Raw genomic sequence first — 25,408 nt, 5'->3', positions numbered from 1 at the left:
TCAATCGACGGCGATGAGCGCGGCGGCCACCGCGCGGTCTTCCGCCAGAAGCACATTGTAGGTCCGCACGGCCGCGCCGGTTGACATCGGATCGGCCGCAATGCCCGCCGCCTTCAGCGCGGCACGTAGCGCGGCCGGCAACGGCCTGAGATCCTTGCCGGCGCCGACCAGCAGGATCTCGACCTTGTCGGCCTCGTTGAGCAGCTTGGCGAAATCCGCCGCCGTCAATGCCAAGGGATCAGCCGGCTCCCAGCCGTAGATGCCCGACGGCAGGCACAGCAGCGAGCCGCGATGCGACATCTCGGCGAAACGGAATCCGCCATTGCCATAGGCCTCGATCGGCGCGCGGCCGGGGAAATGCGCTTCACGGATGATGATGCCTTTTGCCACGACAGTCGTCAGGTCGCCACGGCCTTGCCGCCGCCAACCGGCTTCTCCTCGTCGGCCGTCACCACCTGTGGCCGCAGCTTGAACAGGATGAGCAGCGGGGCGGCAATGAAGATCGACGAATAGGTTCCGAAGATAACGCCGAACAGCATCGCCAGCGTGAACGAACGGATCACCTCGCCGCCGAACAGCACCAGCGCCAGCAGCGCAAGCATCGTCGTCACCGAGGTCAGCGTCGTTCTCGACAGCGTCTCGTTGATGGCGTTGTTCAACAGTTGCGGCAGCGGCATCCTCTTATATTTTCGCAAATCCTCGCGAACCCGGTCATAGACGACGATCGTATCATTGAGCGAATAGCCGATGATGGTGAGTATCGCCGCAAGCGACGACTGGTTGAATTCGAGACCGGTGATGACGAAGAAGCCGATGGTCATGACCACATCGTGGATCGTGGCGATGATGGCGCCGACCGCGAACTGCCACTCGAAGCGGAACCACACATAGATCAGGATTCCAGCCAGCGCGATCAGCATGGCAATGGTACCCCATTTGGCGAGTTCGCCGGAAACCGTCGGTCCCACCACTTCGACGCGGCGGAAGTCGTAATGGTCCTGCAACTCGCCGCGCACCTTGTCGATGACGGTCTGTTCGGCGTTCTCGCCGCCGTCCTGCGTGCCGACGCGAATTAAGACGTCGTTCGGGTCGCCGAACTGCTGCACTTGCACTTCGCCGATGTTGAGTTCCGAAAGCCTGCCGCGGATGTCGGCAATATCGGCGGTGCCATTCTTGGCCTGCACCTCGATCAGCGACCCGCCCTTGAAGTCGATGCCGTAATTGATGTCGACGGTCATGAACAGCACGACCGAGAGGATCGACAGCACGCTCGACAGCGCAAACGTCCAGCGGCGGATGCCCATGAACGGAATTCGCGTGCCCGCCGGCACGAAGGTCACCGGCGCGCGCGGCAATTCCTTCGGGCGGGCGCGGCGCAGCCAGATCGACACCAGCAGCCGGGTGAAAGTGAAGGCGGTGAACACGGTGGTCAGAATGCCGATGGCGAAGGTTACGGCAAAGCCCTTCACCGGCCCGGTCCCGAGCCAGAACAGCACCACCGTCGCGATCAGCGAGGTGACATTCGAATCGACGATGGTCGCCAGCGCTTTCGAAAAGCCCGTGTCGATCGCCTGGATTACCGAGCGACCGTTTCGCCGCTCCTCGCGGATGCGCTCGTAGATGAGAACGTTTGAATCGACCGCCATGCCGATGGTCAGCACGATACCGGCGATGCCGGGCAATGTCAGGGTCGCGCCAAGCAACGACAGCAACGCGACGATCATGGCCACATGCACCGCCAGCGCGATGTTGGCTATGAAGCCGAGAAAGCCATAGGCAACGAACATGAACACGACGACGAGGATGGAGCCGATCACGCCTGCAATCTTGCCGGCGCGGATGGAATCCTCACCGAGCCCAGGGCCTACCGTGCGCTCCTCGATCACCGTCAGCGTCGCCGGCAGCGCGCCGGCGCGCAACAGCACGGCAAGGTCGTTGGCGCTCTCGGCGGTGAAATTGCCCGAGATCTGGCCGCTGCCGCCAAGGATCGGTTCGCGGATCTGCGGCGCCGAAATCACCTGATTGTCGAGGATAATGGCAAACAGCTTGCCGACGTTCTGCGAGGTGGCTTGGCCGAAGCGCGCCGCTCCCTTGGAATCGAAGGTGAACGAAACCACCGGCTCGTTGGTCTGTGAATTGTACGTCGCCTGCGCATCGACGAGATTTTCGCCCGAAACGATGACGCGGTTCTCGATCAGATACGGAACCGGCGGATCGTCCTGCGAATACAGAACCGAGGATCCCGCCGGCGGACGGCCGTTGAGCGCGTCCTGCACCGGCATCGTCTGGTCGACCATCTGGAAGGTCAGCTTGGCGGTCTGGCCAAGAATGTCCTTCAGCCTTTGCGGATCCTGCAGGCCCGGCACCTGGACCAGGATGCGGTCGTCGCCCTGGCGCTGCACGATCGGCTCAGTGGTGCCGAGTTCGTTGACGCGGCGACCGACAACCTCGATCGACTGCGTCAGCGCCGCCGACGTGCGGTATTTGATGCCGGCATCGGTAACGGTGAATTTGAGCAGCCCGGGCTCGGAATCGTCCAGCGACATTTCCTGGACGGAGCCGCCGCTGAACAGGCCGGCGGCCACCGGGTCGGTCAATGTCTTCAGCGCCGTCTTGGCGGCATCGACCTGACCGGGATCGGTGATGCGGACCTGCACGGTCCGGCCCGATCCGGCAAGGCCGGTGTAGCCGATCTTGGCGTCGCGCAGCAGTGTCCTGATTTGGTCGCGCGTCGTCTCCAGCCGATCCTTGATCAGATCGTTGGGATCCAGCCTGAGCAGGATATGCGAACCGCCCTGCAGATCGAGGCCGAGCGTCATCTGGCGCTTCGGCACCCAGTCGGGAAGCCTGGCGAGCGTGCTTGCCGAAAAAAGGTTGGGCGCAGCGAGGATCACTGTGGCGGCCACTGCCAGCCAGATCAGAATCATCTTGAAGCGCGAGAAATAAAGCATAGGGCGTCGTCCGTCAGGGCGTTCTGGCGGATCGTTCCGCCTGGAATCGGGTTATTTCTTGGCGTTGTGGTTCGCCACCGGCTTACCTTTGGTCCGCACATTGGCGACTGTCGAGCGCAAGGCAGTCACTTCGGTGCTGCCATCGGGCTTTCTTCGACTATTGTCAATCTTGCCGGCAAGGGGCCAGCGCGCTCAATGGCGAAGTATAAAGCTTGTATGGAGTCGTCCGTCAGGCGGTATCCGCGAATCGCTCGGCCTGAAAAATCTCGGCTATTTCTTGGCGTTCTGGTTCGCCACCGGCTCGCCCTTGACGCGCACATCGGCGATCGTCGAGCGCAGCGCCGTTACCTTGGTGCCACCGCCGAGATCGATCTCGAGCTCATTGTCGTCGATCACCTTGGTCACCTTGCCGACGAAACCGCCGCCCGTGATGACAGTGTCGCCGCGGCGGACCGCCGCCAGCATCTCGCCGCGCTTCTTCAACTGCGTGCGCTGCGGACGGATGATCAGAAAATACATGATCACGAAAATCAGGACAAACGGCAAAATGCTGATGAACATATCCGGAGAGGTGCCGACGCCTTGGGCATATGCCGGGGTCACGAACATCGAGGTACTCCTGAATTTTGAAAAACAGCCGCCAAACCGTCCTTGGGAAATTTGGCGGCCCCGTGAAATTTGGCCGGAATATAGTCGGTAACGTTGCCAATGCAACTGCGGCCAGGCATTTCAGCTGCTTTTCCGGCTGGTTGAGCCGTGTTAGAGCATGATCCCGAAAAACGAGGCCCGGTTTCGGAAAAGATCACGCTCTAACAAAAGGTTGGAACCGGTTGCGAAATCGCCGGAACCAAACAGGTTCCCCCTCATGCCCTCCCGAATGCAAAACAAAAAGATAAAATGAGCGACAGCACCATCGAAGCCCTGAACAAGAAGCTCGACCGCCTGATCGAGGCGGTCGCCCGCCTCGCCCCGCCGCCGGCGCCGGAAACCGACCTCGGCGAGGCCGACTGCTTCGTCTGGCAGGCCGATCCCGGCTATCTGGAGCCGGTACGCAAGGTCAACCGCGTCGACATCGGCCTGATCCGCGGCGTCGACCGCGTCCGCGACATATTGGTCGACAACACCGAGCGCTTCGCCTGCGGTTACGCAGCCAACAACGTGCTGTTATGGGGCGCACGCGGCATGGGAAAATCCTCGCTGGTCAAGGCGGCGCATGCCGCCATCAATGCCTCGGCGAAACTGGACGTGCCGCTCAAGCTCATCGAGATCCACCGCGAGGACATCGACACGCTGCCGAAGCTGATGGCGCTGCTGAAGGCGGCGCCTTGCCGCTTCATCCTGTTTTGCGACGACCTTTCCTTCGACCACGACGACACGTCCTACAAGTCGCTGAAGGCGGCACTCGAAGGCGGCGTCGAAGGCCGCCCGGCCAATGTGATCTTCTACGCCACGTCGAACCGGCGCCACCTGCTGCCGCGCGACATGATCGACAATGAGCGCTCGACCGCAATCAACCCGTCAGAGGCGGTCGAGGAAAAGGTTTCGCTGTCCGACCGTTTCGGCCTCTGGCTCGGCTTTCACAAATGCTCGCAGGACGAGTATCTCGACATGATCGACGGCTATGTCCGCCATCACGGCCTTGCCGTCGATGCCGAGACGCTGCGGGCCGAGGCGCTGGAATGGGCGACGACACGCGGCAGCCGTTCGGGCCGCGTCGCCTGGCAGTTCACCCAGGATCTGGCAGGCCGTCTCGGCAAATCGCTCAAGGATTAATTTAGTTCCTCGGCGCAGAATTTTGACAGGTCGGTCGGATGCGCTTGCATTGACGGACCGCATGCCTTGGCGATTGGCGGAACCGTGGTCGTCGCTCAGGGCACCGGCTGCGGCATAACCGCAATCGAGGCCCTTCATAGCGTAAGGAGCAGGAGGCAGCACGGCAAAATGGTCTGGACCTGGGTCGGGACACTCCGTTTCGTCATTGCGCTACAAAGCGCGCTGGGATGATTGGAACCCGATCCGCGTAACCCCTGCGGACCAGCGGTCACCATCTCGACCGCATCAAAGGCCGGATACATGACCGCTCCGGACTGTCTGCCGAAAATGCCGATTGCACCTTGCTAACAGGGCGCCGTCCCCGCGAATCCGGCTCAGGCCAGGTCGATGTCGAGGATCGCCATCGAGAAATTATAGTCGCCGTCGTCCTCGTCCTTGAAGACGATGCCGAGGAATTCGTCGCCGACATAGACCTCGGCCGAATCGTCCTTGCGCGGCCGTGCCTTCACTTCAAGCTTGGGGTTCTGGAAGACGCGCTTGAAATAGGCGTCCAGCTTTCTGATTTCGTCAGGCTTCAAAGTCTTCTCCGATCGTCGGTCTTGCTCGTTTGAGCGCGCTTCTGGCACGTCGACAATGGCGATGTAAAGGCAAGCCGGCGAGAGAACCGGGGCAATCGTATATGGGTAAGTGCCCCCTCACCCGGATTGCCAACCGAATTGCAAAGGGCAATTCGGGGCAATCCAACCTCTCCCCGAGGGGAGAGGAGCCAGCGCTGACGCTTCTCTCTTCTCCCCGGCGGGGAGAAGGTGGCCCGAAGGGCCGGATGAGAGGGCAGTTCTCATATGCCGGCGGTTACGCCCGAGCGCCTTGAAAATCAAATATCGAAGCTGACGACGTGGTCCATCGTCTGCGACGGCAAAAGCTGGTCCATCTGCCGCGAAGGTTGGTCGCAGCCGGTCTCGCCGACGACGCGGGCCGGCACGCCGGCAACCGTCTTGTTGTGCGGCACCGGCGACAGCACCACCGAGCCTGCCGCAATCTTCGAGCAATGGCCGACTTCGATGTTGCCGAGGATCTTGGCGCCGGCGCCGATCAGCACGCCGTAGCGGATCTTGGGATGGCGATCGCCGCCGGCCTTGCCGGTGCCGCCCAGCGTCACGCCGTGCAGGATCGACACGTCGTCCTCGATCACCGCCGTCTGGCCGACGACGAGGCCGGTGGCATGGTCGAGGAAGATGCCCTTGCCGATGCGGGCGGCCGGGTTGATGTCGGTCTGGAACACCGAGGACGACCGGCTCTGCAGGTAGAGCGCGAAATCCTGGCGGCCCTGGTTCCACAGCCAATGCGCCAGCCGGTGTGTCTGGATGGCATGAAAGCCCTTGAAATAGAGCACCGGCATGATGAAGCGGTCGCACGCCGGATCGCGGTCGTAATAGGCCTGGATGTCGACGCGAACCGTTGCCGCCCAGTCCTTGTCGTCGGCTGCCATCGCCTTGAAGGTCTGGCGGATGAGATCGGAACCGATGTCCTGATGGTCGAGCCGCTCGGCCAGGCGATGGATGACCGCTTCCTCCAGGCTTTCCTGGTTGAGGATGGTCGCATAGAGGAACGCCGCCAGCAGCGGATCGCGGTTGACCGCCTCCATCGCCTCGTCGCGGATCGAGCGCCAGATCGGGTCGATCGGCTTCACCATCGCGGGGCGGGCAATCGTAACGCTGTTCATCAGTGGTCTCCGGCCATCTGGTGCCTCCGGCTATTCTCCGGCCGCATAGTGCGCATGAGCATGTCGTTGTTCCAAAACCGCTGCGCACTTTTGGGCGACATGCTCTATAAGCCAGATCATAGCACGGTTGAACTCAATTTTCCTTAGTGCTGCTTCAAATGGATTTGGTTCACGGAAAATCAAGCGGCCATGGAAAACGAACCCTTGATCAATGAGCCGCTGAAACGCGAGCTCTCCGCGCTCTATCGGGCCGAAGGTCGCCACTATCACGACCTCGCCCATATCGAGGCGATGCTGGCGCTGGCCGACGGCTATCGGGCATCCCTGCACGATCCCGAGGCGGTCGAGGCGGCGATCTGGTTCCACGACGCCATCTATGACAGCCGGGCCAAGGACAACGAGGCCAAGAGCGCCGCCCTTGCCGAGAACAAGCTCACTGGGCGCACCGATGCGCAGCGCCTCGGCCGCATCACGGCGATGATTATTGCCACCGCGACGCATGAGTTACCGCAATTTGGCGACGGGAATGCCATCCGCGACGCAGCCCTGTTCCTCGATATGGACCTGGCGATCCTGGGTGCGGCGCCGGATGCCTTCGACGCCTATGAACAGGCGGTTCGCCGCGAATATGACTGGGTGGAGGAGCCGATGTGGCGTGCCGGCCGCGGTGCTGTTCTGAAGAGTTTCCTCGCCCGCCCGCATATCTTCCACACCGAGGAATTCCAGCAGCGGTTCGAACCGCAGGCCAGGCAAAACGTGGCGCGGTCGCTCAAGGCGCTCGGGCTGGACTCCTAATCCGGAAAAGTCTCCATGCATTGCGCATAGGCCTTGAAGCCGGCACGCCTGTAGACGGATTGCGCGCTGGGATGATCGTGGGTGTCGGTGTGCAGCCAGAGTTTTTCGGGCCTATGCGACCAGACGGCGCGTAGCGATTGGTCAAGCAGGTAGGGCCCAAGCTTGCGACCCTGGAAAGCGGGAATGAGCCCAAAATGGGTCAATTCGACGATCGGCTGGCCAACGCTTGTGAATTCGCACAGGCCGGCGGCCTCGCCGTCGACGCGCAGGACGTGAATATGCGTCGACGGGCTGGCGAGAAGGTCTTCAAGGTCGCTTGAAGACATTCGCAGACGCTGGTCCCATTGCACAGAGTCGCCAACGGCGCGGTACAGGCTGATGTAATCGGCGATACCAAGTGTTTCGCGCGCCACCGTCGCGTGCGATACCGGGGCGGAAAAAGCGTCGCTGGACGGCGGCTCAGTCATCTCCAGATAGGTGACGAGAAGGTCGACCATGGCAACTCGCGCAAGGTTTGAGGCTGAGGCTTGCCGCCTGGCTAGGCCAGCGCCGGATCATGCGCGGGCGGCTACCCGTCAGAGCGGGTTTTCGGCGTAAAACTCCAACACCCGCTGCTTGAAGGTCTTATCGCCGACGGCCAGCATATGGTCGCGGCCCTCGATGTGAAAAGCCTTGGCGTTCGGCATCAAGGCGGCCAGTTCTTCGGGCGAACCGCCGATGTCGTCCTTAGTGCCGACGGCAATCAATGTCGGCTGGCCAATGCGCGCGACTTCGCCCTCGCTCATTGACGCCCGGGAACCGACGATGCAGACGGCGAGCGCTCGCCGGTCGCTTCGGGTCTGGTCAGCGAAGGCGCGAAACGACCGGCCACGGGCGTGACTGATTGCGCTCGGATCCTCGGCCAGCAGCGCACCAGCGATCGGATCCCAGTCGCCGACGCCATCGACCAGGCCGATGCCAAGGCCTCCGAACACCAGTGTAGCCACCTTGTCCGGGTCGGAAAGCGCCAGGAACGCCGACACCCGTGCGCCCATCGAATAGCCCATGACATGGGCGCGTTCGATGCCGAGATGGTCGAGCAGGGCGGCAGCGTCGGACGCCATCCGGTCCGGCGTATAATCGGCCTCTTCATAGCTCTTCGACGAGGCGCCATGGCCGCGATTGTCGAAGGCGATGGCGCGATAGCCGGCATCGTTCAGCGTCTTGAACCAGCCGGGCGACACCCAGTTGACGTAATGGGTCGAAGCAAAGCCATGGATCATGAGCACCGGATCGCCTTGCCCCGATGCCGGCTGGCGATCGAGGAAGGCAAGGTCAAAACCGTCATGGGAGAAAAACTGCATCTGCGACGGATCCTGCGCGTTCAGTTGTGCGCCGTGCCGATTGCCGGGTGACGCAGCAGGTCGCCGTCCTCTATGCCGCCCTTGGCGGCGGTGCCCGCCTTGAGCTCGAGCACGAAGCGAACCGGCTCGCCGGGCGAGATCACCGCCTCGGATTGCGGCTCGCCTTGCTTGATTGCCCGTATCTTGCCGTCCTGACCGACAAAGATCAGGTCGAGCGGCATCGGCGTGTTCTTCATCCAGAAGCCCACATCCCGAACCTCCTCGAACACGAACAACATGCCATGATCGTCGGCCATCTGCTCGCGAAACATCAGGCCGGCCGCGCGCTCGGCGGAGGTGTCGGCGATTTCGATGGAAAACGAGCGCTCACCGGATTTCGTCACCGCGACCAGCGGCTGCGGATCGACGGCAAGCATCATCGCCCGGCTGTCCGCCGAAGCCGGTTGCTGCGAGTGGAAGAAAGCGCCTGCGGCAACGACAAAAGCGATCGCGGCGCAGACCACGCCCGTTGTCAGCCAGTTCCTGTGAGTCATTCAAAATCCTCGACCGGAAATCGTCCTAGACCATGATCCCGAAAAGTGGAACCCGGTTTGCGGAAAGATCATGGTCAAGCAAAAGCACGATGTCCCGTCCCGACTCGATCGGGATGGGGCCTTAGTGCGAGACCGGCAAGGTACCCACATCCGGGTGAATTTCGGCAGCCATAAGGCCTTTATCGCCGCGCCCGAAGCGGACCAGCACGACCTGACCCGGCCTGAGCTCGGTGATGCCGTAGCGGCGCAGCGTCTCCATATGGACGAAAATGTCCTCGGTGCCCTCGCCCCGGGTCAGGAAACCGAACCCCTTGGTGCGGTTGAACCATTTCACCAGCGCACGCTCAAGGCCGCTTTCCGCCGTCACCGAGACGTGGGTGCGCTGATCCTGCATTTCCGCGGGATGGACCGCCGTGGTGACATCCATGGAGAGCACACGGAACGCCTGCAATCCACGCTCACCATGCTTGACGAGGCAGACGACGCGAGCACCTTCCAAGGCAGTCTGGAAACCGTCCTTTCGAAGGCACGTCACATGGAGGAGGATATCGCCGGAAGAGCCGTCATCGGGAAGAATGAAACCGTAGCCCTTGGCCACGTCGAACCATTTGATCGCGCCCGCAATCTCGACAAGATCGGCGGCGTCGCCGTTCTCGTTCCTTTGCAAGACGTCGTTACCGGTTCCGTCCCGCCCCATGAAAGAGGCCTTTTCCCCCATAAGAACGCCCCCCTTTTTTTCAAGAATACCGCAACTGATTCTTGACGTCAGATTAACACTGCGGCTTCCCAGGTGTGCAAGACCTGACGTGCCTTTTTTCACGGTTCATTGCAGGAATACCGGATTTGTCGTTTTGCCGACGCGACCGGTTAACGGTAATTGCCCTTTGGCCGAGTGGCCCCTATGTTCCGCCGCAATGCAACATTTCGAGGAAAATCCTATGCGCTACCTGCACACCATGGTCCGCGTCGCCGACATCGATGCATCGCTCGATTTCTACTGCAACAAGCTTGGCCTCAAGGAAGTGCGCCGCCACGAAAACGAACAGGGGCGCTACACGCTGATCTTCCTCGCCGCTTCCGAAGACGAGCAAAGCGGCATCGCCGACAAGGCGCCGCTGATCGAGCTCACCTACAATTGGGACCCGGAAGACTACAAGGGCGGCCGCAATTTCGGCCATCTCGCCTATGAGGTCGACGACATCTACGCCACCTGCCAGCAATTGATGGACAAGGGCGTCACCATCAATCGGCCGCCGCGCGACGGCAACATGGCCTTCGTCAGGTCGCCGGACGGCATCTCGATCGAGTTGTTGCAAAAAGGCCCGGCCAAGGCCAAGGCCGAGCCCTGGGCCTCGATGGCGAATACCGGAAGTTGGTAACCAGTCACGTCTGAGTGGATATTGCCGGACGGATGCGTCCGGCAGGTTTGGCTTTCGCGGGAGGCGCTATCTATCCGGCTACCACGGCAATCGCGTCCGCTTGCCGCAACCTATTCAAAGCAGCAGCGCTCGAAGGTAACGGCATGGATCCTCGGGTCTCCGCGACGTCGCTTCGCTCCTGCTCCGCCCTAGGATGACGAAGGGAAAGAGGTTTCAGCCAATCTCGAAGGTCTGCAAATTGCCGTCGACCGCCTCCGCTACGCGACGACGCAACTGCCAACATCCGCGATTGGCCTCAAGCCACCATGCCTTCGTCATCCTAGGGCGGAGCGAACGCGAAGCGGAGCGCAGACCCTAGGATCCATGCCGTTACAGAGGCCGAGGAGTGCAGCGGTCCAGAGTCAGCCACCACCGCCGCGGCCGGCCATCTCCAGCAGCGCCAGCACCGTGCGCCAGTTGCGGGCGGTGCCGGGCACTTTCAGGGTGCGAGGGATGAGATTGGCGAACACCGATTTGCCGAGACCTTCCGGCGCGTGCAGGTAAAGCACATCGTCCCTGATCTCGAAGCGTTCGGGACCGGTGCATTTTTCGGCCAGCCGCGCGATCTCGTCGGCGGCCGGCGCGCGCTCCAGCGCGAAGGCGTGAAGCTTCGTCGGCTCCCCGGCGACTTCCGGATAGGGATTTTCCCTCGCCAGCCGCTCGAACCAGCCGAGATCGCGCACCATGATGCGCGAGTGAAATCCCCATTTCTTCTCGAAGGCCGCTTCCAGCCGTTCGGTCAGCGTGGCCGCATCGCCCTTTGCCGACCGGAACACGACGTTGCCGCTCTGCACGTAGGTGGCGACATCGGAAAAACCGAGCTCTTCGAAAAATGCCCGCAGCTGCGCCATCTTGACGATGCGGTTGCCGCCGACATTGATGCCGGAAAACAGTGCGACGAAGGTTTTCGCCTGGGCACTCATATTCGGGCCTTCATATGATGAACCCGGCCAGCGTCTCGTTGTCGGTGATGTCCTGATACTGGACGCCCTCGGCCTCGAAATTGGCGTTGAGCAGCTCGAAATTGCGGCGGTCCTTGGTTTCGATGCCGATCAGCACCGAACCGAAATTGCGCGCCGATTTCTTCAGATATTCGAAGCGGGCAATGTCGTCGTCGGGCCCCAGCATTTCGAGGAAGTCGCGCAGCGCGCCCGGCCGCTGCGGAAAGCGGATGATGAAGTACTTCTTCAGCCCCTCGAAACGCAGCGCCCTCTCCTTCACGTCCGGCAGCCGCTCGAAATCGAAATTGCCGCCCGAAACCACCGCCACGATGGTCTTGCCCCTGATCTCCTTCTTCGAAAAATCCTTCAGCGCGTCGATCGCCAGCGCGCCGGCCGGCTCCAGCACCACGCCTTCGACATTCAGCATCTCGATCATGGTCGCGCAGAGCCGGTTTTCCGGAACGAGCCGTACCGTATCGGCAGGAAAGTCCTTGAGATGCCGCAGCGGCTCGCGGCCGATCTCGGCCACCGCCGCGCCGTCGACGAAATTGTCGACCTTGGCGAGCTTGATCCGTTTGCCGGTGGCGAGGCTCTCGCTCAGGCTCGGCGCGCCGGCCGGCTCGCAGAAGACGAAGCGCGTGTCGCGGCGCTGGTCGGCGAAATAATGCGTCACGCCGGCGGCCAGACCGCCGCCGCCGACCGGCAGCATGATGATGTCGGGCTTGCGCGCGCCCGGCATCTGGCCTGATATCTCGTAGGCGACGGTCGCCTGCCCCTCGATGATGTCCTTGTGGTCGAACGGCGGTACCATATGCGCGCCGGCGCTTTCGGCGAATTCGACAGCGGCGCGGTAGCAGTCGTCGAAGAAATCGCCGACCAGCCTGATCTCGACGAAGTCGCCGCCGAACAGCCGCGTCTTGTCGATCTTCTGCTGTGGTGTCGTCACCGGCATGAACACCACGCCCTTTTTTCCGAAATGACGGCAGACGAAGGCAAAGCCCTGCGCATGGTTGCCGGCTGATGCACAGACAAACAGCTCGGCATCGTTGCCGGCGGCGAGCGTCTTGCGGAAGAAATTGAAAGCACCCCTGATCTTGTAGGAGCGCACCGGAGACAGGTCTTCGCGCTTCAACAATATGCGCGCGCCGGTCTTCTTCGACAGATAGTCGTTTTCCTGCAGCGGCGTCTCCGGGAAAATCTGCCGGATCGCAGCGGCGGCGGCAGCGACGCGGGAGGAAAAACTGGTCATGGCAAGATCACCCCGGATCGCATGTCGTGTGTGGGCACGCAGTGTGCATTTGGTCTGCCACGACGCGATGGTCACAAACCTAGCACACGCCGCGTGCGTTTGATCCCGCCTATTGCATATCCAGCCTCGCGAAGCCATTGTCCGGCCGTTCCATGCGTGCGTTCGCCACGGGGCATTCCCAGAATCGTTGCAAGCACTTGGAGGCGTTTGTTCATGCCTGTCGCATCGGTTGCCCTGAAAACCATGTCGCTGCCGCCGTTCTGGCTTTCGCGCAACAGTGCGATGGCTGTCGCAAGGCGCTGAACGTTTTTCAGCTGGACACGACTTACTTCTGCCGCACTTCGGCTGTCCGGGAGGGGCGCGGAGGTTGGATAGGCCTTGCGGCCGGAGTGGAATGTCAGAGTTGAAGAAGATTTGTATCCTTGTCCTTGCCTTGCTCGTTGCCGGCTGCGGCGGCCGGCAAACCGAGGAACTGCTCGGCAGCGCCATGGTGTCCGCGCCGGTGACGGAAATCGCCGGCAACCACTCGATCTTCATCGCCACGACGCGCAAGCGCTCCGACGACCCTGCCAAGGTTTTCGACCGCGAGCGCTCGGCCACGCTGAACTATGCCCGCGCCAACGTCACCGTGCCGGGAATCCACGAAACTGGTCGGATCGAGCGGCGCTCGCGCGGCAAGTCGAACGACCCGGCCAAATACTTCATGGCCTCCGACGTCGTCGGCTACGACACCGCGCCGCAATTCTCCAGCGCACTCAGCGCCGACATCGCCGCGCGCGGCGGCCGCGTCATGGTCTTCGTCCATGGCTACAACACCGGCTTCGACGCCGCCGTCTACCGCGTCACCCAGATCGCTCATGATTCCGGTTACCCCGGCACGCCGGTGCTGTTTTCCTGGGCGTCGGGCGCCAAGACCAGGGACTATGTCTACGACAGGGAAAGCGCCAGTGCTGCCCGCGACCAGCTGGAAGTGACGCTGAGGATGCTGGCGCAGACCGGCGCGCGGCGCATCGACATCGTTGCTCATTCGCTGGGAACCTGGGTCACCATGGAAGCGCTGCGCCAGCTCGCCATCAACGGCGACCGCGATCTCAGCGGCAAACTCGGCGACGTGGTGCTGGCCTCGCCCGATATCGATGTCGACGTGTTCAAGAGCCAGATGCGCCGCTACGGCAAGCCAAACAAGCCCTTCATCCTGCTCCTGTCCGACGACGACCGGGCGCTGCGGCTCTCCGGCCTGATCGCCGGCTCGCGGCCGCGCGTCGGCGACTACCAGGACGCGGCCGACCTCGCCGATTACGGCGTGAGCGTCGTCGATCTCTCCAGCGTCAAGGGATCGGATCGCTTCAACCACACCAAATTCGCCGACAACCCCGAGCTGGTGAAGATGATCGGCCAGCGGCTGCGCGAGGATGACGGATTTGCCAGCGACCGCGAGGTGACCGACCGCATCAACCTGCTCGGGCAGTAAGGTATTCGTCGTGCATATTCACGATTGCAGCAGCATCGGATCATTTTGAACTGGACCAGGCCGGCCTCTGCCTCTATCGAAATAGCCAAAGACGTCATGCGGTTGACGTCCCTTCGGGAGCCTGCGTGACCGTGCGTTCGAAGATCTTCCTCGTCGTTGCGCTCGCGCTCGCTGTCACCGGTTGCGCCGGCCGGAAGACACACGATCTTCTCAACACGACGGCAGTCACGGCGCCTGCCTCCGACATCGCGGCCACGCATGAGATCTTCGTCGCCACCACCCGGGAAAAAGCCACGACCGATCCGCGGCAGGTGTTCGACGGCAATCGCTCGCTGACCACCAGCTTCGCCCGCGTCGACGTGACGGTTCCGAAAATCCATCAGGTTGGCGCCATCGAGCGGGTCAAAGGGTCCGCCAACAGCAACCCGGCGAAGGATTTCACCGCGACGAACGTCGCCTTCTATGAGGGCGCCCCGCAATTCGCCAAGGCGGTCGGCGCCGACATCGCCATGCGCGGCGACCGCGCGCTGGTTTTCGTGCACGGCTTCAACAACGGTTTCGACGACGGCATCTACCGGCTGACGCAGATCGCGCACGACACGAAATATCCCGGCACGCCGGTGCTGTTCTCATGGGCGTCGAGCGGCAAGACCACCGGCTACATCTACGACAAGGAAAGCGCCAACGCCGCGCGCGACGATCTCGAACAGACGCTGCGCATGCTGGCCAAGACGAAGGCCAAGAGCATCGACATCATCGCCCATTCGATGGGCACCTGGGTGACGATGGAGGCGCTGCGCCAGCTTGCCATCACCGGCGACCGCGATCTCGACGACAAGCTTGGCTATGTCATCCTGGCCTCGCCCGACATCGACGTCGATGTGTTCAAGAAGCAGATGATCCGCTATGGCAAGCCGGACAAGCCTTTCGCCATTCTGCTTTCGGGCGACGATCGCGCCCTCAGGCTCTCCGCCCTGATCTCCGGCGACAAGCCGCGCGTCGGCGACTATGGCGATGCGGCCGACCTCGCCAGCTATGGCGTGTCGGTGGTCGACCTGACCAAGACCAAAGGCGGCGACCGTCTGAACCACGCCAAATTCGCCGACAACCCGTTCCTTGTGCAGTTGCTCGGCAACCGGCTGCGCGCCCCGGCCGGCCTGGCATCGGAAGAAGCCGATCCGGCGCAGCCGATCGACAATCTCGGTCAGGGCATCGGCAAGGCCGTCGGCTCCGTCGCCGAGATCGTCATCACCACGCCGTTCAAGGTGCTGACCATCGCCACCGGTGGATGAGCGGCGTGGGTTCGCGCCTTGGCCAATGTCAGACGAACAGATCGACCTTCCGGAACGTCGTCACGTCGATCAGGCCGACATCGGAAATCCTCAGTTCGGGAATGACGACCAGCGCCAGCAGCGAGTGCTGCATGTAGGCGTTGTTGAGGGAACAGCCCATCTTGCGCATCGCCTCGGTCAGCTTGTCCGCCTTGACCGCGACGATTTCGGCGCGCTCGTCCGACATCAGCCCGGCGATCGGCATTTCGACCAACGCCAGTTCCTTACCCTTGGAGAACAGCACCACGCCGCCACCGACCTCGCCCAGCCGGTTGACCGCCAATGCCATGTCCTGCTTGTTGGTGCCGACGACGATGATGTGGTGCGCATCATGCGCCACGCTGGAGGCCATGGCGCAGTCGTCCATATAGCCGAAACCGGAGACGAAGGCGTTGGTGACGCCGCCGGTGCCCCGGTGACGCTCGACCAGCGCGATCTGGCAGACGTCGTTGCGGCGGTCCATCGCGACCAGCCCGTCCTCGACGGCGAGATCCGCTTCGAGCGCGCGCGTCGGCGCCTGGTTCTCGATCACGCCGATGACGCGCACCCGCACCTCGTTGGCGCCCTTGGGCGCCACGATGTCGAAATCCCCTGACTTGAGCTTCCTGCCGAGCTTGACGGTGTTCTTCGCCGTCTTCGGATAATCATAGGCCGGAATGTCGATTTCGAGCTTGCCGCCCTTGGCCAGCCTGACGCCGCGGCCATAGACCTCGTCGATGGTCATCGCGGCCAGATCGGAGACGATCAGCAGATCGGCGAGCCGCCCCGGCGCGATCGAACCCAGCTCGCGCTCCAGCCTGAAATGCTGGGCGGTGTTGAGCGTCGCCATCTGGATCGCCGTCACCGGCTTCAACCCCTGGCTGATGGCGTGGCGGACCACCCGGTCCATATGGCCCTCATGGACAAGCGTGCCGGAATGGCTGTCGTCGGTGCACAGGATGAAATTGCGCGGATCGAGCCCGCCTTCGGTCACCGCCTTGATCTGCGCGGCGACGTCGTACCAGGCCGAGCCCAGCCGCAACATCGCCTTCATGCCCTGGCGGACGCGGGCGATGGTGTCCTCGGCGCGCGTGCCTTCGTGGTCGTCCTCGGGTCCGCCGGCGACATAGCCGTGGAACGGCAGGCCGAGATCGCGCGATGCGTAATGGCCGCCAACGGTCTTGCCCGCCCTCACCGTCGCGGCGATCTCGCCAGCCATGACAGGATCGTTGGCCGCGACGCCTGGAAAATTCATCACCTCGCCGAGCCCGATGATGTTTTCCCAGGTCATGGCTTCAGTGACATCGGCGACCGTCAGCTCGGCGCCGGCATGCTCCAGCCCCGGCGCGGAGGGCACGCAGGACGGCATCTGCACATGCACGTTGACGGGCATGGCGACGGCCTCGTCGTGCATCAGCCGCACGCCCGGCAGGCCGAGCACGTTGGCGATCTCATGCGGGTCGATGAACATCGAGGTGGTGCCATGCGGGATGACGGCGCGGCAGAACTCGGTCACCGTCACCATGCCGCTCTCGACATGCATGTGCGCGTCGCAAAGGCCCGGCACCAGATAGCGCCCGCCGGCGTCGACCACCTTGGTGCCCTGCCCGATGGCGTGACCGGCATTCGGCCCGCAATAGGCGAAGCGGCCACCGGCAATGGCAAGGTCGGTGCCGGCGATGATCTCGCCGGAATGAACGTTGACCCAGCGCCCGTTGCGGATGACGAGATCGGCGGGCTTCCGGCCCATCGCGACATCGACCAGATGCGTCGCCATCTCGGCCCAGGGTTTGGGTTTCGTCGTGTGCGCGGTCGGCTTCCTGGCCATGAAGAGACTCCTGTTTGCCCGACTGTGCCAAGCCGCGGGGATTTTGACCAGCGAGGAACTCGGGTTAACGCTTTTTGCGACAATCGCCTCGGCTTTGCGCTGCCCCTTGCCCTGCGGACGCCGGTTTGCAGGACTTGGGTTCCTCGCCCTCGCGGAGCGGGGGAGAGGTGGCCGGCGAAGCCGGGACGGAGAGGGGGACGACATTCGCGAAGCCAGAACCGATGAGGGACGGGGCCGCGAGCATGATAGGAAGTCCTTCAGGAACCTTGAACAGTTCCCAGCCGCCGCGAAGACCCCTCTCCGTCCCGGCTTCGCCGGGCCACCTCTCCCCACTTCGTGGGGCGAGGAACCCAAGTCCTGCGGAGGCAGCCGCACTAAGGCGATTGCTCTGTTGCGAGCGGCAGTTTCAACTTGACAGGTGACGGCAGTTATGCTAGGAATTTATTCATGGTGCTGATTTGCGCCAGCGACCCGCTGCCAAGGCGGGTTTTTTGTTTCAGGCTGTCGTCACAAGGCCCCGCCGCCATCGTTGACTTCCCACCTCAAAAAGATGTTGGATCGACAATCCGAAATCCCAAATCCGCAATCCCTGGGGGGAACACATGACCCGTTTCTGGAAAGCGCTCGGTTTCGTCACCCTGTTTCTGGTCATGGCCGGCTTCGCCTCGGCTGAAGAGCGCTGGCAGACCCTGCCTGAGCCGACCGCCATGCCAAAGCCCGACCAGAGCGGCTACGCACCGGTCAACGGCATCCAGATGTACTATGCGGTCTTCGGCGCGGGCGAACCGGTGCTGCTCATCCATGGCGGCCTTGGCCATGCCGACATCTGGGCAAGCCAGGTGGCGACGCTGTCCAAAACCCACAAGGTGATCGTCGCCGACAGCCGCGGCCACGGCCGCTCCACCCGCACCGATCAGCCCTTTGGCTACGATTTGATGGCATCGGACTATCTGGCGCTGCTCGACCACCTGAAGATCGACAGAATCGCGCTTGTCGGCTGGAGCGACGGCGGCATCATCGGCATCGACATCGCGCTCCACCATCCGGAGCGGCTGACAAGGCTCTATGCGCAGGCCGCCAACGTGACCACCGACGGCGTCGATCCGGGCGTCATGACCGACAAGACCTTCGGCGCCTATATCGTGCGCAGCGGCAAGGACTACGCCCGGCTTTCCAAGACGCCCGGCGAGTACGACGCCTTCGTGACGCAGATCAGCCACATGTGGGCGACGCAGCCGGCGTGGACCAAGGAACAGCTCGGCACGATCACCACCCCGACGGCGATCGTTGCCGGCGACCATGACGAAGCGATCAAGCGCGAGCACACCGACTACATGGCCTCGGTCATCCCCGGCGCCAAGGAGATCATCCTGCCCAATGCCAGCCATTTCGCCTCGCTGCAGGCGCCAGACGAATACAACCAGTCGGTGCTCGACTTCATCGACGCGAAGTAAAGGCACCAAGCCACGGATGGCAGAAGACGGCTTGACGGCCGAGGGAACGCTTCCTTCGAACGGAGATGCGCTTTGGCGGCGGACCTCGGTCCGGGACGCGGCGTTAAGTGTCCTCCCGATGTTCCCTGTCGCGGCAGTTGAGAAGGTCGACCAGATCGTCGGCCTCTTCGATGGGCATATCGATCAAGGGGACCCCCACCTCAACAACCGGCATCCCCGTGAAAACATCGATGATGTCCCACGTGCCTTCAGGCGTCTTCTCAATGTCGTAGCGTTGAGCCATGGGGATGGAGGAGAAGATTGGCGTGTTTTACCCGGTCATCGCACGTTCAGGCTCCGGGATTGCGGAGATGGTTCCCGCCCGGCCCGATCAAGCGCCTCGAGCAATGCGGCAAGGGCGCTGGGCACTCGTGAGTCAGCAGCCAGGTCCAGCACGTCGTGTAAATACCGGCGATTATCCTCGGAACGGATCAATTGCCGTACGGCTTTGGCAACAGACTTCCCTCGTCCTGTGTCAAACTCTGCCATGTTCGGGATTCCAGTAGCTTCAGTCCGAAACTCAGCCACCCCGAAATAGTTCCAGATGGAAACAATCTTGTTTTTGAATCTCAGGGGTGTTTGGCCCCTGCCGGCGAGAGGGAAAATGCCGCTGGCGGGTGACGGCAGCTATGCTGTTGACCCGCCGCCACAGCGGATTTGTAGCCGGTTTTAGCAAGCGCGAGCACACCCAATACATAACCGGGGCGATACAAGGCGCCAAGCTCATCACCCTGCCCAACCTCAGCCATTTCGCCTCGCTGCAGGCGCCGGATGAGTATAGCCGGTCGGTGCTCGACTACATCGACGCGAAGTAAAGGCACCGTCCAAGCCACGGATGGCAGAAGACAGCTTGACGGCCTTGGTCTGGCGGCTGAAAAGGGCTGGCCTGCGGACGTGGCGGAATTGGTAGACGCAAGGGACTTAAAATCCCTCGGAGCAATCCGTGCGGGTTCGATCCCCGCCGTCCGCACCAGCAACACCGGCGCGACCCTGCCGGCGCAGCCAGGTTCCGGCGAATCAAGCCCGGATCGGGTTCAGCTTCAGGTGCTGGATCAGGATGATCGTCTTGGCGTCGATGATGCGGCCGTCGGCGATGCCGGCCAAAGCCTCGTCGAGCGGCATTTCCAGAACCTCGATATCTTCGCCCTCGTCAGGCGCGCCGCCGCCGGCCGAGATGCGGTCGGCGGGCGAATAGCGCGCGACGAAGAACCAGAGCCGCTCGGTCACGCTGCCGGGGCTCATATAGGGCGCGAACAGCCGTTCCACGTCCTTCAGGCGGTAGCCGAGTTCCTCCTCCGCCTCCTTGCGGATGCAGGTTTCGGGATCGTTTTCGTCGAGCAGACCGGCGCAGGCCTCGATCAGCGGCTCGCGGTGGCCGGTGACGTAGGCGGGGTAGCGGAACTGCCGCACGAGCAGAACCGTCGAGCGCTCCGGGTCGTAAGGCAGGATCACCGCACCGTCGCCGCGATCGTAGGTCTGGCGGATCTGTGTCTCCCATTGCCCGTCGCGCCGGCGATAATCGAGGACGGTCTTCTTCAGGACGGCCCAGTCGTCGGAAAGGACTTCCTCCGAGCGGATGCGAATGCGGTCTTCCATGGTGAACTCCGTGCTGCCGGCAAGAGGCGTAGCCGCGAACCGGCCTCCGCGCAATCCCGACAGCAATGGCAGCCGGGGAGCGACGGGCAATCGCTTCAGGTTGCAGGGGCTTGAGATTGGCGAAGGCCGGCGTGCCGTCCGATCTCCCCCCTCGAGGGGGGAGATCGGCAGCCCTCGCCGACGGCGCCTGCTTCGGAATGTTTAAGCTGTCCAGAGCAACACTTCACCGCCTCGTGTCTGGCGCGGGCGCGATCCATTGCCTAAATAGCGACAGTCCCCTCCCCGGAGTTTTCCATGACCACATCGCTTTTCCAGCCGATCACGCTTGACGGCCTCGCCTTTCCCAACCGCATCGCGGTCGCGCCGATGTGCCAGTATTCCGCCGATGACGGCTCCGCCAGCGACTGGCACCTGCACCACTGGATGAACCTGGCGATGTCCGGCGCCGGCATGGTCACCGTCGAGATGACCGACGTCGAGCGGCGCGGCCGCATCTCGCATGGCTGCCTCGGCCTTTATTCCGACGACAACGAGGCCGCCGCCCGGCGCGCGCTGGATGCTGCCAGGCGCGTCGCCGCCCCCGGCACCAGGTTCGGCACGCAGCTTGCCCATGCCGGCCGCAAGGCCTCCAACCAGAAACCATGGGAAGGCGGCGGCCCGCTCCAGGCCGATCAAGACCCGTGGCCGATCGTGTCTGCCTCGGCAATCGCCTACGACACGGGTTGGCAAGTGCCGCGGGCGCTGGAGGATGAGGAGATCCTGCACATCATCGAACGCTTCGCGCAAGCCGCAAGGCGGGCCGAGCGGGCCGGCTTCGACTTCATCGAACTGCACGCAGCCCACGGCTATCTGATCTTCCAGTTCCTGTCGCCGCTTTCCAACCAGCGCACCGACCGCTGGGGCGGCTCGCTGGAAAACCGCATGCGTTTCGCCGTCGAGATCGCCAAGGCGGTGAGAAAGGCAGTCCCCAAGCTGATGCTCGGGGCGCGCCTGTCGGTCAAGGAATGGGTCGATGGCGGCTTCGATGTCGAGGACGCGATCGAGGTGGCCAAGGCGCTGAAGGCGGAGGGCGTCGCCTATCTCTGCTGCTCGAGCGGCGGCAATTCGCCCCTGCAGAAGCTGCCGACGGGTCGGGGCTACCAGGTGCATCTGGCGGAAGCCGTGCGCATGGGCGCCGGCATCCCGACGCGGGCCGTCGGCCTGATCGACGACCCGAGGCAGGCCGAGGCGATCGTTGCCGAGGGCCGTGCCGACATGGTGGCTCTGGCTCGCGCCTTCCTCGCCGATCCGCGCTGGGCGTGGCGCGCCGCAGCCACTTTCGGCGAGAAGATCCACCCGGCGCCGCAGCTTGCCCGCTCGGTGACGACGATGCAGCACTGGATGAAGGCGGCCGGCTGACCGGTTCGTTTCCAATGGCTGCGGCCTCAATGATCGCTGCCCCTGGGACCGCTGCCCCTGGGACCGCGGCCCTTGAGGCCTTTACGCCGAGAGCGTTGCAACCAAATCGGCCCCTCCGCGTTGGCGGCGATGATGGACAACAAGCCTTTTGAAAAGCCGGTCGTGGTCGAACTTGGCCACGTCGGCAAATACCGTGAAATCCGCAGCACCCAGGAAGCGGCGGAGTGCCTGATGACGGTTTGGCCGCTCAATCGCGGCCCTCGGCATCGCGATGCCCTCGACACTTGCTTAAAAGTGCTGGAAGGGTATCGTTCGACAGCGGATGCGCGCCGGGCATTGGTCGAAGCCGCGAAGGAATCGGACGTGCTGGTTCCCGACGACAGACTGCCCGAAAACAAGCTGCCCAAGGACAAACTGCATTGAGCAGACGGAGCTTTTTCCACCGGAGGATTTCATGGCGAAGCTGACTTACAAGATCGTCGAGCATGACGGGGGCTGGGCCTACAAGGTCGGCTCGACATTCTCGGAGACGTTCCCCACTCACGAAGACGCGCTGCGCGCCGCGGAGATCGCTTCGGCCGAGCAGCAGGTCGCCGGCACCACGGACGGCATCCAGTACGAGGACGCCGACGGCAAATGGCACGACGAGCTCGCCGACGGCCGGGACCGGCCGCAAACCGAAGTTTCCGATTAAGGTATGTCGAGGTTCAGGTCAGGCCGAGCCGGAGTCGAAGACGGGCGCGCATGCGACCAAACAGGTGGTCTCCGAGAACCGGAGCGGAGCGTGCTTTTGGGTACGAGAGCACCGGAAGCGCAGGAAGTCGCCGTTTGCAGGCCGGCATCACCTGATTTTGGCGCTTCCAATTTTAAGAGTCGGGCCTGGCAAGCCATCCTCTTGCGCCGATCCCGAACATGGCGAATTTTAGTCGCTGCCGGGGCCGCCAGAGGTAGCGAGCGACCAAGAAGAGCGATTGCCACGCAGCGGCTTTACAGGCAGGCTTGGTAGCGCTACCGTTTCACAATCGCGCGTGACCAGGGAGGAACTTGGGAGCTGCCGCGGCCAGTTTGGAAAGCGGTTTCCTTCGAAGACGTCGCAGGAAGCATTCGGGGAGGAAATCGATGGCGTCTGTCGCGATTGGCGATGTCTATAAATCATTCGGCACCGTCGAGATTCTCCACGGCGTCAGCGTGGACATAGATGACGGCGAGTTCGTCACGCTGGTCGGGCCGTCGGGCTGCGGAAAATCGACCCTTCTCAGGATGATCGCCGGCCTGGAAAAGATTTCGCGCGGCCAGATCGCGATTGGCGAGCGTGTCGTCAACAATGTTGCGCCAAAAGAGCGCGACGTCGCCATGGTCTTCCAGAATTACGCGCTCTACCCGCATATGACCGTCGCCGAGAACATGGCGTTCTCGCTCATGCTCAAGGGTGTTTCGAAAGCCGAAAGCGGCGCCAGCGTTCAACGCGCCGCCGAAATCCTTGGGCTGGTGCCGTTGCTGGCGCGCTATCCCCGGCAGCTTTCCGGCGGCCAGCGCCAGCGCGTCGCCATGGGCCGGGCGATCGTGCGCGATCCGGCGGTCTTCCTGTTCGACGAGCCGCTGTCCAATCTCGACGCCAAGCTCAGGGTGCAGATGCGCGCCGAGATCAAGGAACTGCACCAGCGCCTGAAGACCACGACAGTCTATGTCACCCACGACCAGATCGAGGCCATGACCATGGCCGACAAGATCGTGGTCATGCATGACGGCCTGGTCGAGCAGATCGGCCCGCCGCTGGAACTCTACGACCGGCCGAACAATCTTTTTGTCGCCAGCTTCATCGGCTCGCCGGCCATGAACATGCTCAGGGGTGAAATCGCAACTGACAGCGGCTCATTGTCGTTTCGGGGCTCCGGCGGGATTTCGCTGCCGCTGGCCGCGGCACCTTCCGACCACAATGGCGAGCCGGTGGTTCTGGGAATACGGCCCGAGCATTTGCAGCTGTCCGACAACCAGGGCATTCCGGTCACCGTCGTGGTGGTCGAGCCGACAGGGTCGGAAGTGCAGCTCATCGGCCGGACAGAAGGCGGCGAAGAGATCGTCGCGAATTTCCGGGAACGCCATTCCTTCACGCCGGGCGAAACCATTCACCTTACGGCCGAGCCCGGCCTCATTCATCTCTTCCACGGCGAAACCGGACAGCGATTCGCAACGCGTACCGAGCCGTAGGACCACACGGCAACGACAACAAACAGGAGGAACAAGCATGAAATTCACCAGACGCGACGTGATCCGCACAACCGCCGGCGCGGCGGCGGGAGTCTTGGGAAGCCGGTTCGCCAGCTCACCCGCCTTTGCCCAGGAGGGATTGCAGTACAAGCCCGAGGATGGCGCAAAGCTGCGGCTGCTGCGTTGGTCGCCGTTCGTACAGGGCGATGAGGATCAATGGCTGGCCAACACCAAGCGGTTCACCGAGGCGACAGGTGTCGAGGTCCGCGTCGACAAGGAAAGCTGGGAGGACATCCGCCCCAAGGCGGCGGTCGCCGCCAATGTCGGCTCCGGCCCGGATCTGATGCTGGTCTGGTTCGACGACCCGCACCAGTATCCCGACAAACTGCACGACGTGACGGAGCTGGGCGAGTATCTGGGCACGAAATATGGCGGCTGGCACGACGGACCAAAGCAATATGCGACGCGGGAGGGGAAATTCCTCGGCCTGCCGCTGGCCACCATCGGCAACGCCATCGTCTATCGGGAAAGCTGGGTAAAGGAGGCTGGTTTCTCGGAGTTTCCGAAGGACACGGCAGGTTTGCTCGAGCTTTGCAAGGCCTTGCAGGCAAAGGGGCATCCGGCCGGCTTCACGCACGGCCACGGCGTCGGCGACGGCAACAACTACGCTCACTGGCTGCTGTGGAGCCACGGCGGCCAGATGGTCGACGAGAGCGGAAAGGTAACGATCAACAGCCCCGAGACCCTCAAGTCGATCGAATACGCGCAGGAACTCTACAAGACCTTCATTCCCGGCACCGAAAGCTGGCTCGACGTCAACAACAACCGCGCCTTCCTGGCCGGCGAACTCAGTGTCATCGCCAACGGCATTTCCGCCTACAACACGGCCAAGATCAACAAGGACAATGATCCGAAACTGACTGAAATCGCCAAGGACATCCGCACGACCAACCTGCCGATCGGTCCCGTCGGCAAATCCGTCGAGCTGTTCCAGGTGACCACGGCCGTGATCTTCGACTACACGCCCTACCCCAATGCGGCCAAGGCCTATCTGCAGTTCATGTTCGAGGAACAGCAAATGGCGGAGTGGATCACCTCCTCGGCCGGCTACTGCTGCCAGACGCTCAAAGCCTTCGACAACAATCCCGTGTGGACGGCCGACCCGAACAATGCCGCCTACGCCAAGGCTTCGGCGACGCTGCGTCCGAACGGCTTTGCCGGGCCGCTCGGCTATGCCTCGGCGGCGACCATGGCCGACTATGTGCTGGTCGACATGTTCGCCAAGGCCGTGACCGGCCAGGCCACGCCCCAGGAGGCGATGGAAGAGGCGGAGAAGCGCGCAAACCGGTACTATCGCGTTTGATCGCAGCGCAGCCGG

General features: G+C 62.8%; 26 protein-coding genes and 1 tRNA gene. 13 read left to right on the top strand and 14 right to left on the bottom strand.

From position 1 onward, the window contains the following. The 3 genes from EJ066_RS21750 to yajC form a co-directional block, all read right to left on the bottom strand. Nucleotides 1-390: an Mth938-like domain-containing protein gene (locus EJ066_RS21750; protein WP_126041522.1), complete on the bottom strand. Its 390-nt coding sequence runs from the start codon at nucleotides 388-390 to the stop codon at nucleotides 1-3. Between the two features lie 8 nt (nucleotides 391-398). Next, nucleotides 399-2,951 carry a protein translocase subunit SecDF gene (secDF, locus tag EJ066_RS21745; protein WP_126041520.1) on the bottom strand — a complete coding sequence of 851 codons (2,553 nt, stop codon included), beginning with the start codon at nucleotides 2,949-2,951 and terminating at the stop codon, nucleotides 399-401. 270 nt (nucleotides 2,952-3,221) lie between these two features. Then, nucleotides 3,222-3,560, bottom strand: a complete 339-nt coding sequence (yajC, locus tag EJ066_RS21735) for a preprotein translocase subunit YajC (RefSeq protein ID WP_065007771.1) — start codon at nucleotides 3,558-3,560, stop codon at nucleotides 3,222-3,224. A 288-nt stretch (nucleotides 3,561-3,848) separates the two neighbouring features. Here yajC and EJ066_RS21730 point away from each other — a divergent pair, with 288 nt between their 5' ends. Next, entirely contained in the window at nucleotides 3,849-4,724 is an 876-nt protein-coding gene (locus EJ066_RS21730) for an ATP-binding protein (protein ID WP_126041518.1), read from the top strand. 374 nt (nucleotides 4,725-5,098) lie between these two features. Here EJ066_RS21730 and EJ066_RS21725 read toward each other — a convergent pair whose 3' ends face one another. Together EJ066_RS21725 and cysE are read right to left on the bottom strand one after the other, a co-directional pair. Further along, on the bottom strand, nucleotides 5,099-5,302 hold the full coding sequence (locus EJ066_RS21725) for a DUF3126 family protein (protein WP_013531334.1): 204 nt from the start codon (nucleotides 5,300-5,302) through the stop codon (nucleotides 5,099-5,101). Nucleotides 5,303-5,598: 296 nt separating this feature from the next. Beyond that, nucleotides 5,599-6,447: a serine O-acetyltransferase gene (gene cysE, locus EJ066_RS21720; protein ID WP_126041516.1), complete on the bottom strand. Its 849-nt coding sequence runs from the start codon at nucleotides 6,445-6,447 to the stop codon at nucleotides 5,599-5,601. 189 nt (nucleotides 6,448-6,636) lie between these two features. Here cysE and EJ066_RS21715 point away from each other — a divergent pair, with 189 nt between their 5' ends. Continuing rightward, nucleotides 6,637-7,242, top strand: a complete 606-nt coding sequence (locus tag EJ066_RS21715) for a hypothetical protein (RefSeq protein ID WP_126041514.1) — start codon at nucleotides 6,637-6,639, stop codon at nucleotides 7,240-7,242. Here EJ066_RS21715 and EJ066_RS21710 read toward each other — a convergent pair. From EJ066_RS21710 to EJ066_RS21695, 4 genes are all read right to left on the bottom strand, one after another. Beyond that, nucleotides 7,239-7,739 carry a GNAT family N-acetyltransferase gene (locus tag EJ066_RS21710; RefSeq protein WP_126041512.1) on the bottom strand — a complete coding sequence of 167 codons (501 nt, stop codon included), beginning with the start codon at nucleotides 7,737-7,739 and terminating at the stop codon, nucleotides 7,239-7,241. The genes EJ066_RS21715 and EJ066_RS21710 overlap by 4 nt on opposite strands. A 78-nt stretch (nucleotides 7,740-7,817) precedes the next feature. Then, nucleotides 7,818-8,585: an alpha/beta hydrolase gene (locus EJ066_RS21705; protein ID WP_189644334.1), complete on the bottom strand. Its 768-nt coding sequence runs from the start codon at nucleotides 8,583-8,585 to the stop codon at nucleotides 7,818-7,820. Between the two features lie 20 nt (nucleotides 8,586-8,605). Beyond that, a complete protein-coding gene (locus EJ066_RS21700; protein ID WP_126041507.1) occupies nucleotides 8,606-9,118 on the bottom strand; it encodes a DUF192 domain-containing protein in 513 nt (170 codons plus the stop codon). A gap of 121 nt (nucleotides 9,119-9,239) precedes the next feature. Next, the gene (locus tag EJ066_RS21695; RefSeq protein ID WP_189644551.1) at nucleotides 9,240-9,815 is read right to left on the bottom strand and encodes a cold-shock protein; all 576 of its coding nucleotides are present in this window, start codon (nucleotides 9,813-9,815) and stop codon (nucleotides 9,240-9,242) included. Between the two features lie 241 nt (nucleotides 9,816-10,056). Here EJ066_RS21695 and gloA point away from each other — a divergent pair, with 241 nt between their 5' ends. Next, on the top strand, nucleotides 10,057-10,497 hold the full coding sequence (gene gloA, locus EJ066_RS21690) for a lactoylglutathione lyase (protein ID WP_126041505.1): 441 nt from the start codon (nucleotides 10,057-10,059) through the stop codon (nucleotides 10,495-10,497). 401 nt (nucleotides 10,498-10,898) lie between these two features. Here gloA and EJ066_RS21685 read toward each other — a convergent pair whose 3' ends face one another. After that, the gene (locus tag EJ066_RS21685) at nucleotides 10,899-11,459 is read right to left on the bottom strand and encodes a DUF1697 domain-containing protein (protein WP_126041503.1); all 561 of its coding nucleotides are present in this window, start codon (nucleotides 11,457-11,459) and stop codon (nucleotides 10,899-10,901) included. Between the two features lie 10 nt (nucleotides 11,460-11,469). Further along, nucleotides 11,470-12,726, bottom strand: a complete 1,257-nt coding sequence (gene ilvA / locus EJ066_RS21680) for a threonine ammonia-lyase IlvA (protein ID WP_126041501.1) — start codon at nucleotides 12,724-12,726, stop codon at nucleotides 11,470-11,472. Between the two features lie 403 nt (nucleotides 12,727-13,129). On the opposite strand from ilvA, the gene EJ066_RS21675 reads away from it, so the two are divergent. Together EJ066_RS21675 and EJ066_RS21670 are read left to right on the top strand one after the other, a co-directional pair. Then, nucleotides 13,130-14,197, top strand: coding sequence for an alpha/beta hydrolase (locus tag EJ066_RS21675; RefSeq protein WP_245454957.1), 1,068 nt, complete (start codon nucleotides 13,130-13,132; stop codon nucleotides 14,195-14,197). Nucleotides 14,198-14,322: 125 nt separating this feature from the next. Continuing rightward, nucleotides 14,323-15,489, top strand: a complete 1,167-nt coding sequence (locus tag EJ066_RS21670; protein WP_126041497.1) for an alpha/beta hydrolase — start codon at nucleotides 14,323-14,325, stop codon at nucleotides 15,487-15,489. Nucleotides 15,490-15,517: 28 nt separating this feature from the next. Here the strand turns inward: EJ066_RS21670 and ade are convergent, their stop codons facing one another. Beyond that, nucleotides 15,518-17,335, bottom strand: coding sequence for an adenine deaminase (gene ade / locus EJ066_RS21665; RefSeq protein ID WP_126041495.1), 1,818 nt, complete (start codon nucleotides 17,333-17,335; stop codon nucleotides 15,518-15,520). 602 nt (nucleotides 17,336-17,937) lie between these two features. Between ade and EJ066_RS21660 the strand changes: the two genes are divergently transcribed. After that, a complete protein-coding gene (locus EJ066_RS21660) occupies nucleotides 17,938-18,789 on the top strand; it encodes an alpha/beta fold hydrolase (protein WP_126041493.1) in 852 nt (283 codons plus the stop codon). Between the two features lie 103 nt (nucleotides 18,790-18,892). On the opposite strand, the gene EJ066_RS21655 is transcribed toward EJ066_RS21660, so the two are convergent. Then, on the bottom strand, nucleotides 18,893-19,072 hold the full coding sequence (locus EJ066_RS21655) for a hypothetical protein (protein WP_126041491.1): 180 nt from the start codon (nucleotides 19,070-19,072) through the stop codon (nucleotides 18,893-18,895). Between the two features lie 385 nt (nucleotides 19,073-19,457). Here EJ066_RS21655 and EJ066_RS21650 point away from each other — a divergent pair, with 385 nt between their 5' ends. Both EJ066_RS21650 and EJ066_RS21645 read left to right on the top strand, forming a co-directional pair. Next, the gene (locus EJ066_RS21650) at nucleotides 19,458-19,643 is read left to right on the top strand and encodes a hypothetical protein (protein WP_245454956.1); all 186 of its coding nucleotides are present in this window, start codon (nucleotides 19,458-19,460) and stop codon (nucleotides 19,641-19,643) included. A gap of 73 nt (nucleotides 19,644-19,716) precedes the next feature. Further along, a tRNA-Leu gene (locus tag EJ066_RS21645) sits at nucleotides 19,717-19,801 on the top strand. A gap of 44 nt (nucleotides 19,802-19,845) precedes the next feature. Here EJ066_RS21645 and EJ066_RS21640 read toward each other — a convergent pair. Next, a complete protein-coding gene (locus EJ066_RS21640) occupies nucleotides 19,846-20,424 on the bottom strand; it encodes an NUDIX domain-containing protein (RefSeq protein WP_126041489.1) in 579 nt (192 codons plus the stop codon). A 294-nt stretch (nucleotides 20,425-20,718) separates the two neighbouring features. Between EJ066_RS21640 and EJ066_RS21635 the strand changes: the two genes are divergently transcribed. The 5 genes from EJ066_RS21635 (at nucleotide 20,719) to EJ066_RS21615 (ending at nucleotide 25,393) form a co-directional block, all read left to right on the top strand. Continuing rightward, on the top strand, nucleotides 20,719-21,822 hold the full coding sequence (locus EJ066_RS21635; RefSeq protein WP_126041488.1) for an NADH:flavin oxidoreductase/NADH oxidase: 1,104 nt from the start codon (nucleotides 20,719-20,721) through the stop codon (nucleotides 21,820-21,822). Between the two features lie 129 nt (nucleotides 21,823-21,951). Continuing rightward, nucleotides 21,952-22,245: a DUF982 domain-containing protein gene (locus EJ066_RS21630; RefSeq protein ID WP_126041486.1), complete on the top strand. Its 294-nt coding sequence runs from the start codon at nucleotides 21,952-21,954 to the stop codon at nucleotides 22,243-22,245. Nucleotides 22,246-22,276: 31 nt separating this feature from the next. Further along, a complete protein-coding gene (locus tag EJ066_RS21625; protein ID WP_065008174.1) occupies nucleotides 22,277-22,516 on the top strand; it encodes a DUF2188 domain-containing protein in 240 nt (79 codons plus the stop codon). Nucleotides 22,517-22,941: 425 nt separating this feature from the next. Next, on the top strand, nucleotides 22,942-24,030 hold the full coding sequence (gene ugpC, locus EJ066_RS21620; RefSeq protein ID WP_126041484.1) for a sn-glycerol-3-phosphate ABC transporter ATP-binding protein UgpC: 1,089 nt from the start codon (nucleotides 22,942-22,944) through the stop codon (nucleotides 24,028-24,030). Nucleotides 24,031-24,067: 37 nt separating this feature from the next. Beyond that, complete coding sequence (locus EJ066_RS21615; protein WP_126041482.1) at nucleotides 24,068-25,393, top strand: ABC transporter substrate-binding protein; 1,326 nt, start codon at nucleotides 24,068-24,070, stop codon at nucleotides 25,391-25,393. Nucleotides 25,394-25,408 lie beyond the last annotated feature (15 nt).

Source organism: Mesorhizobium sp. M9A.F.Ca.ET.002.03.1.2, assembly GCF_003952365.1.
Classification (GTDB): Bacteria; Pseudomonadota; Alphaproteobacteria; order Rhizobiales; family Rhizobiaceae; genus Mesorhizobium.
The sequence above is the reverse complement of the archived record's forward strand: the minus strand, read 5'-3'. Positions and strand labels throughout refer to the sequence as shown.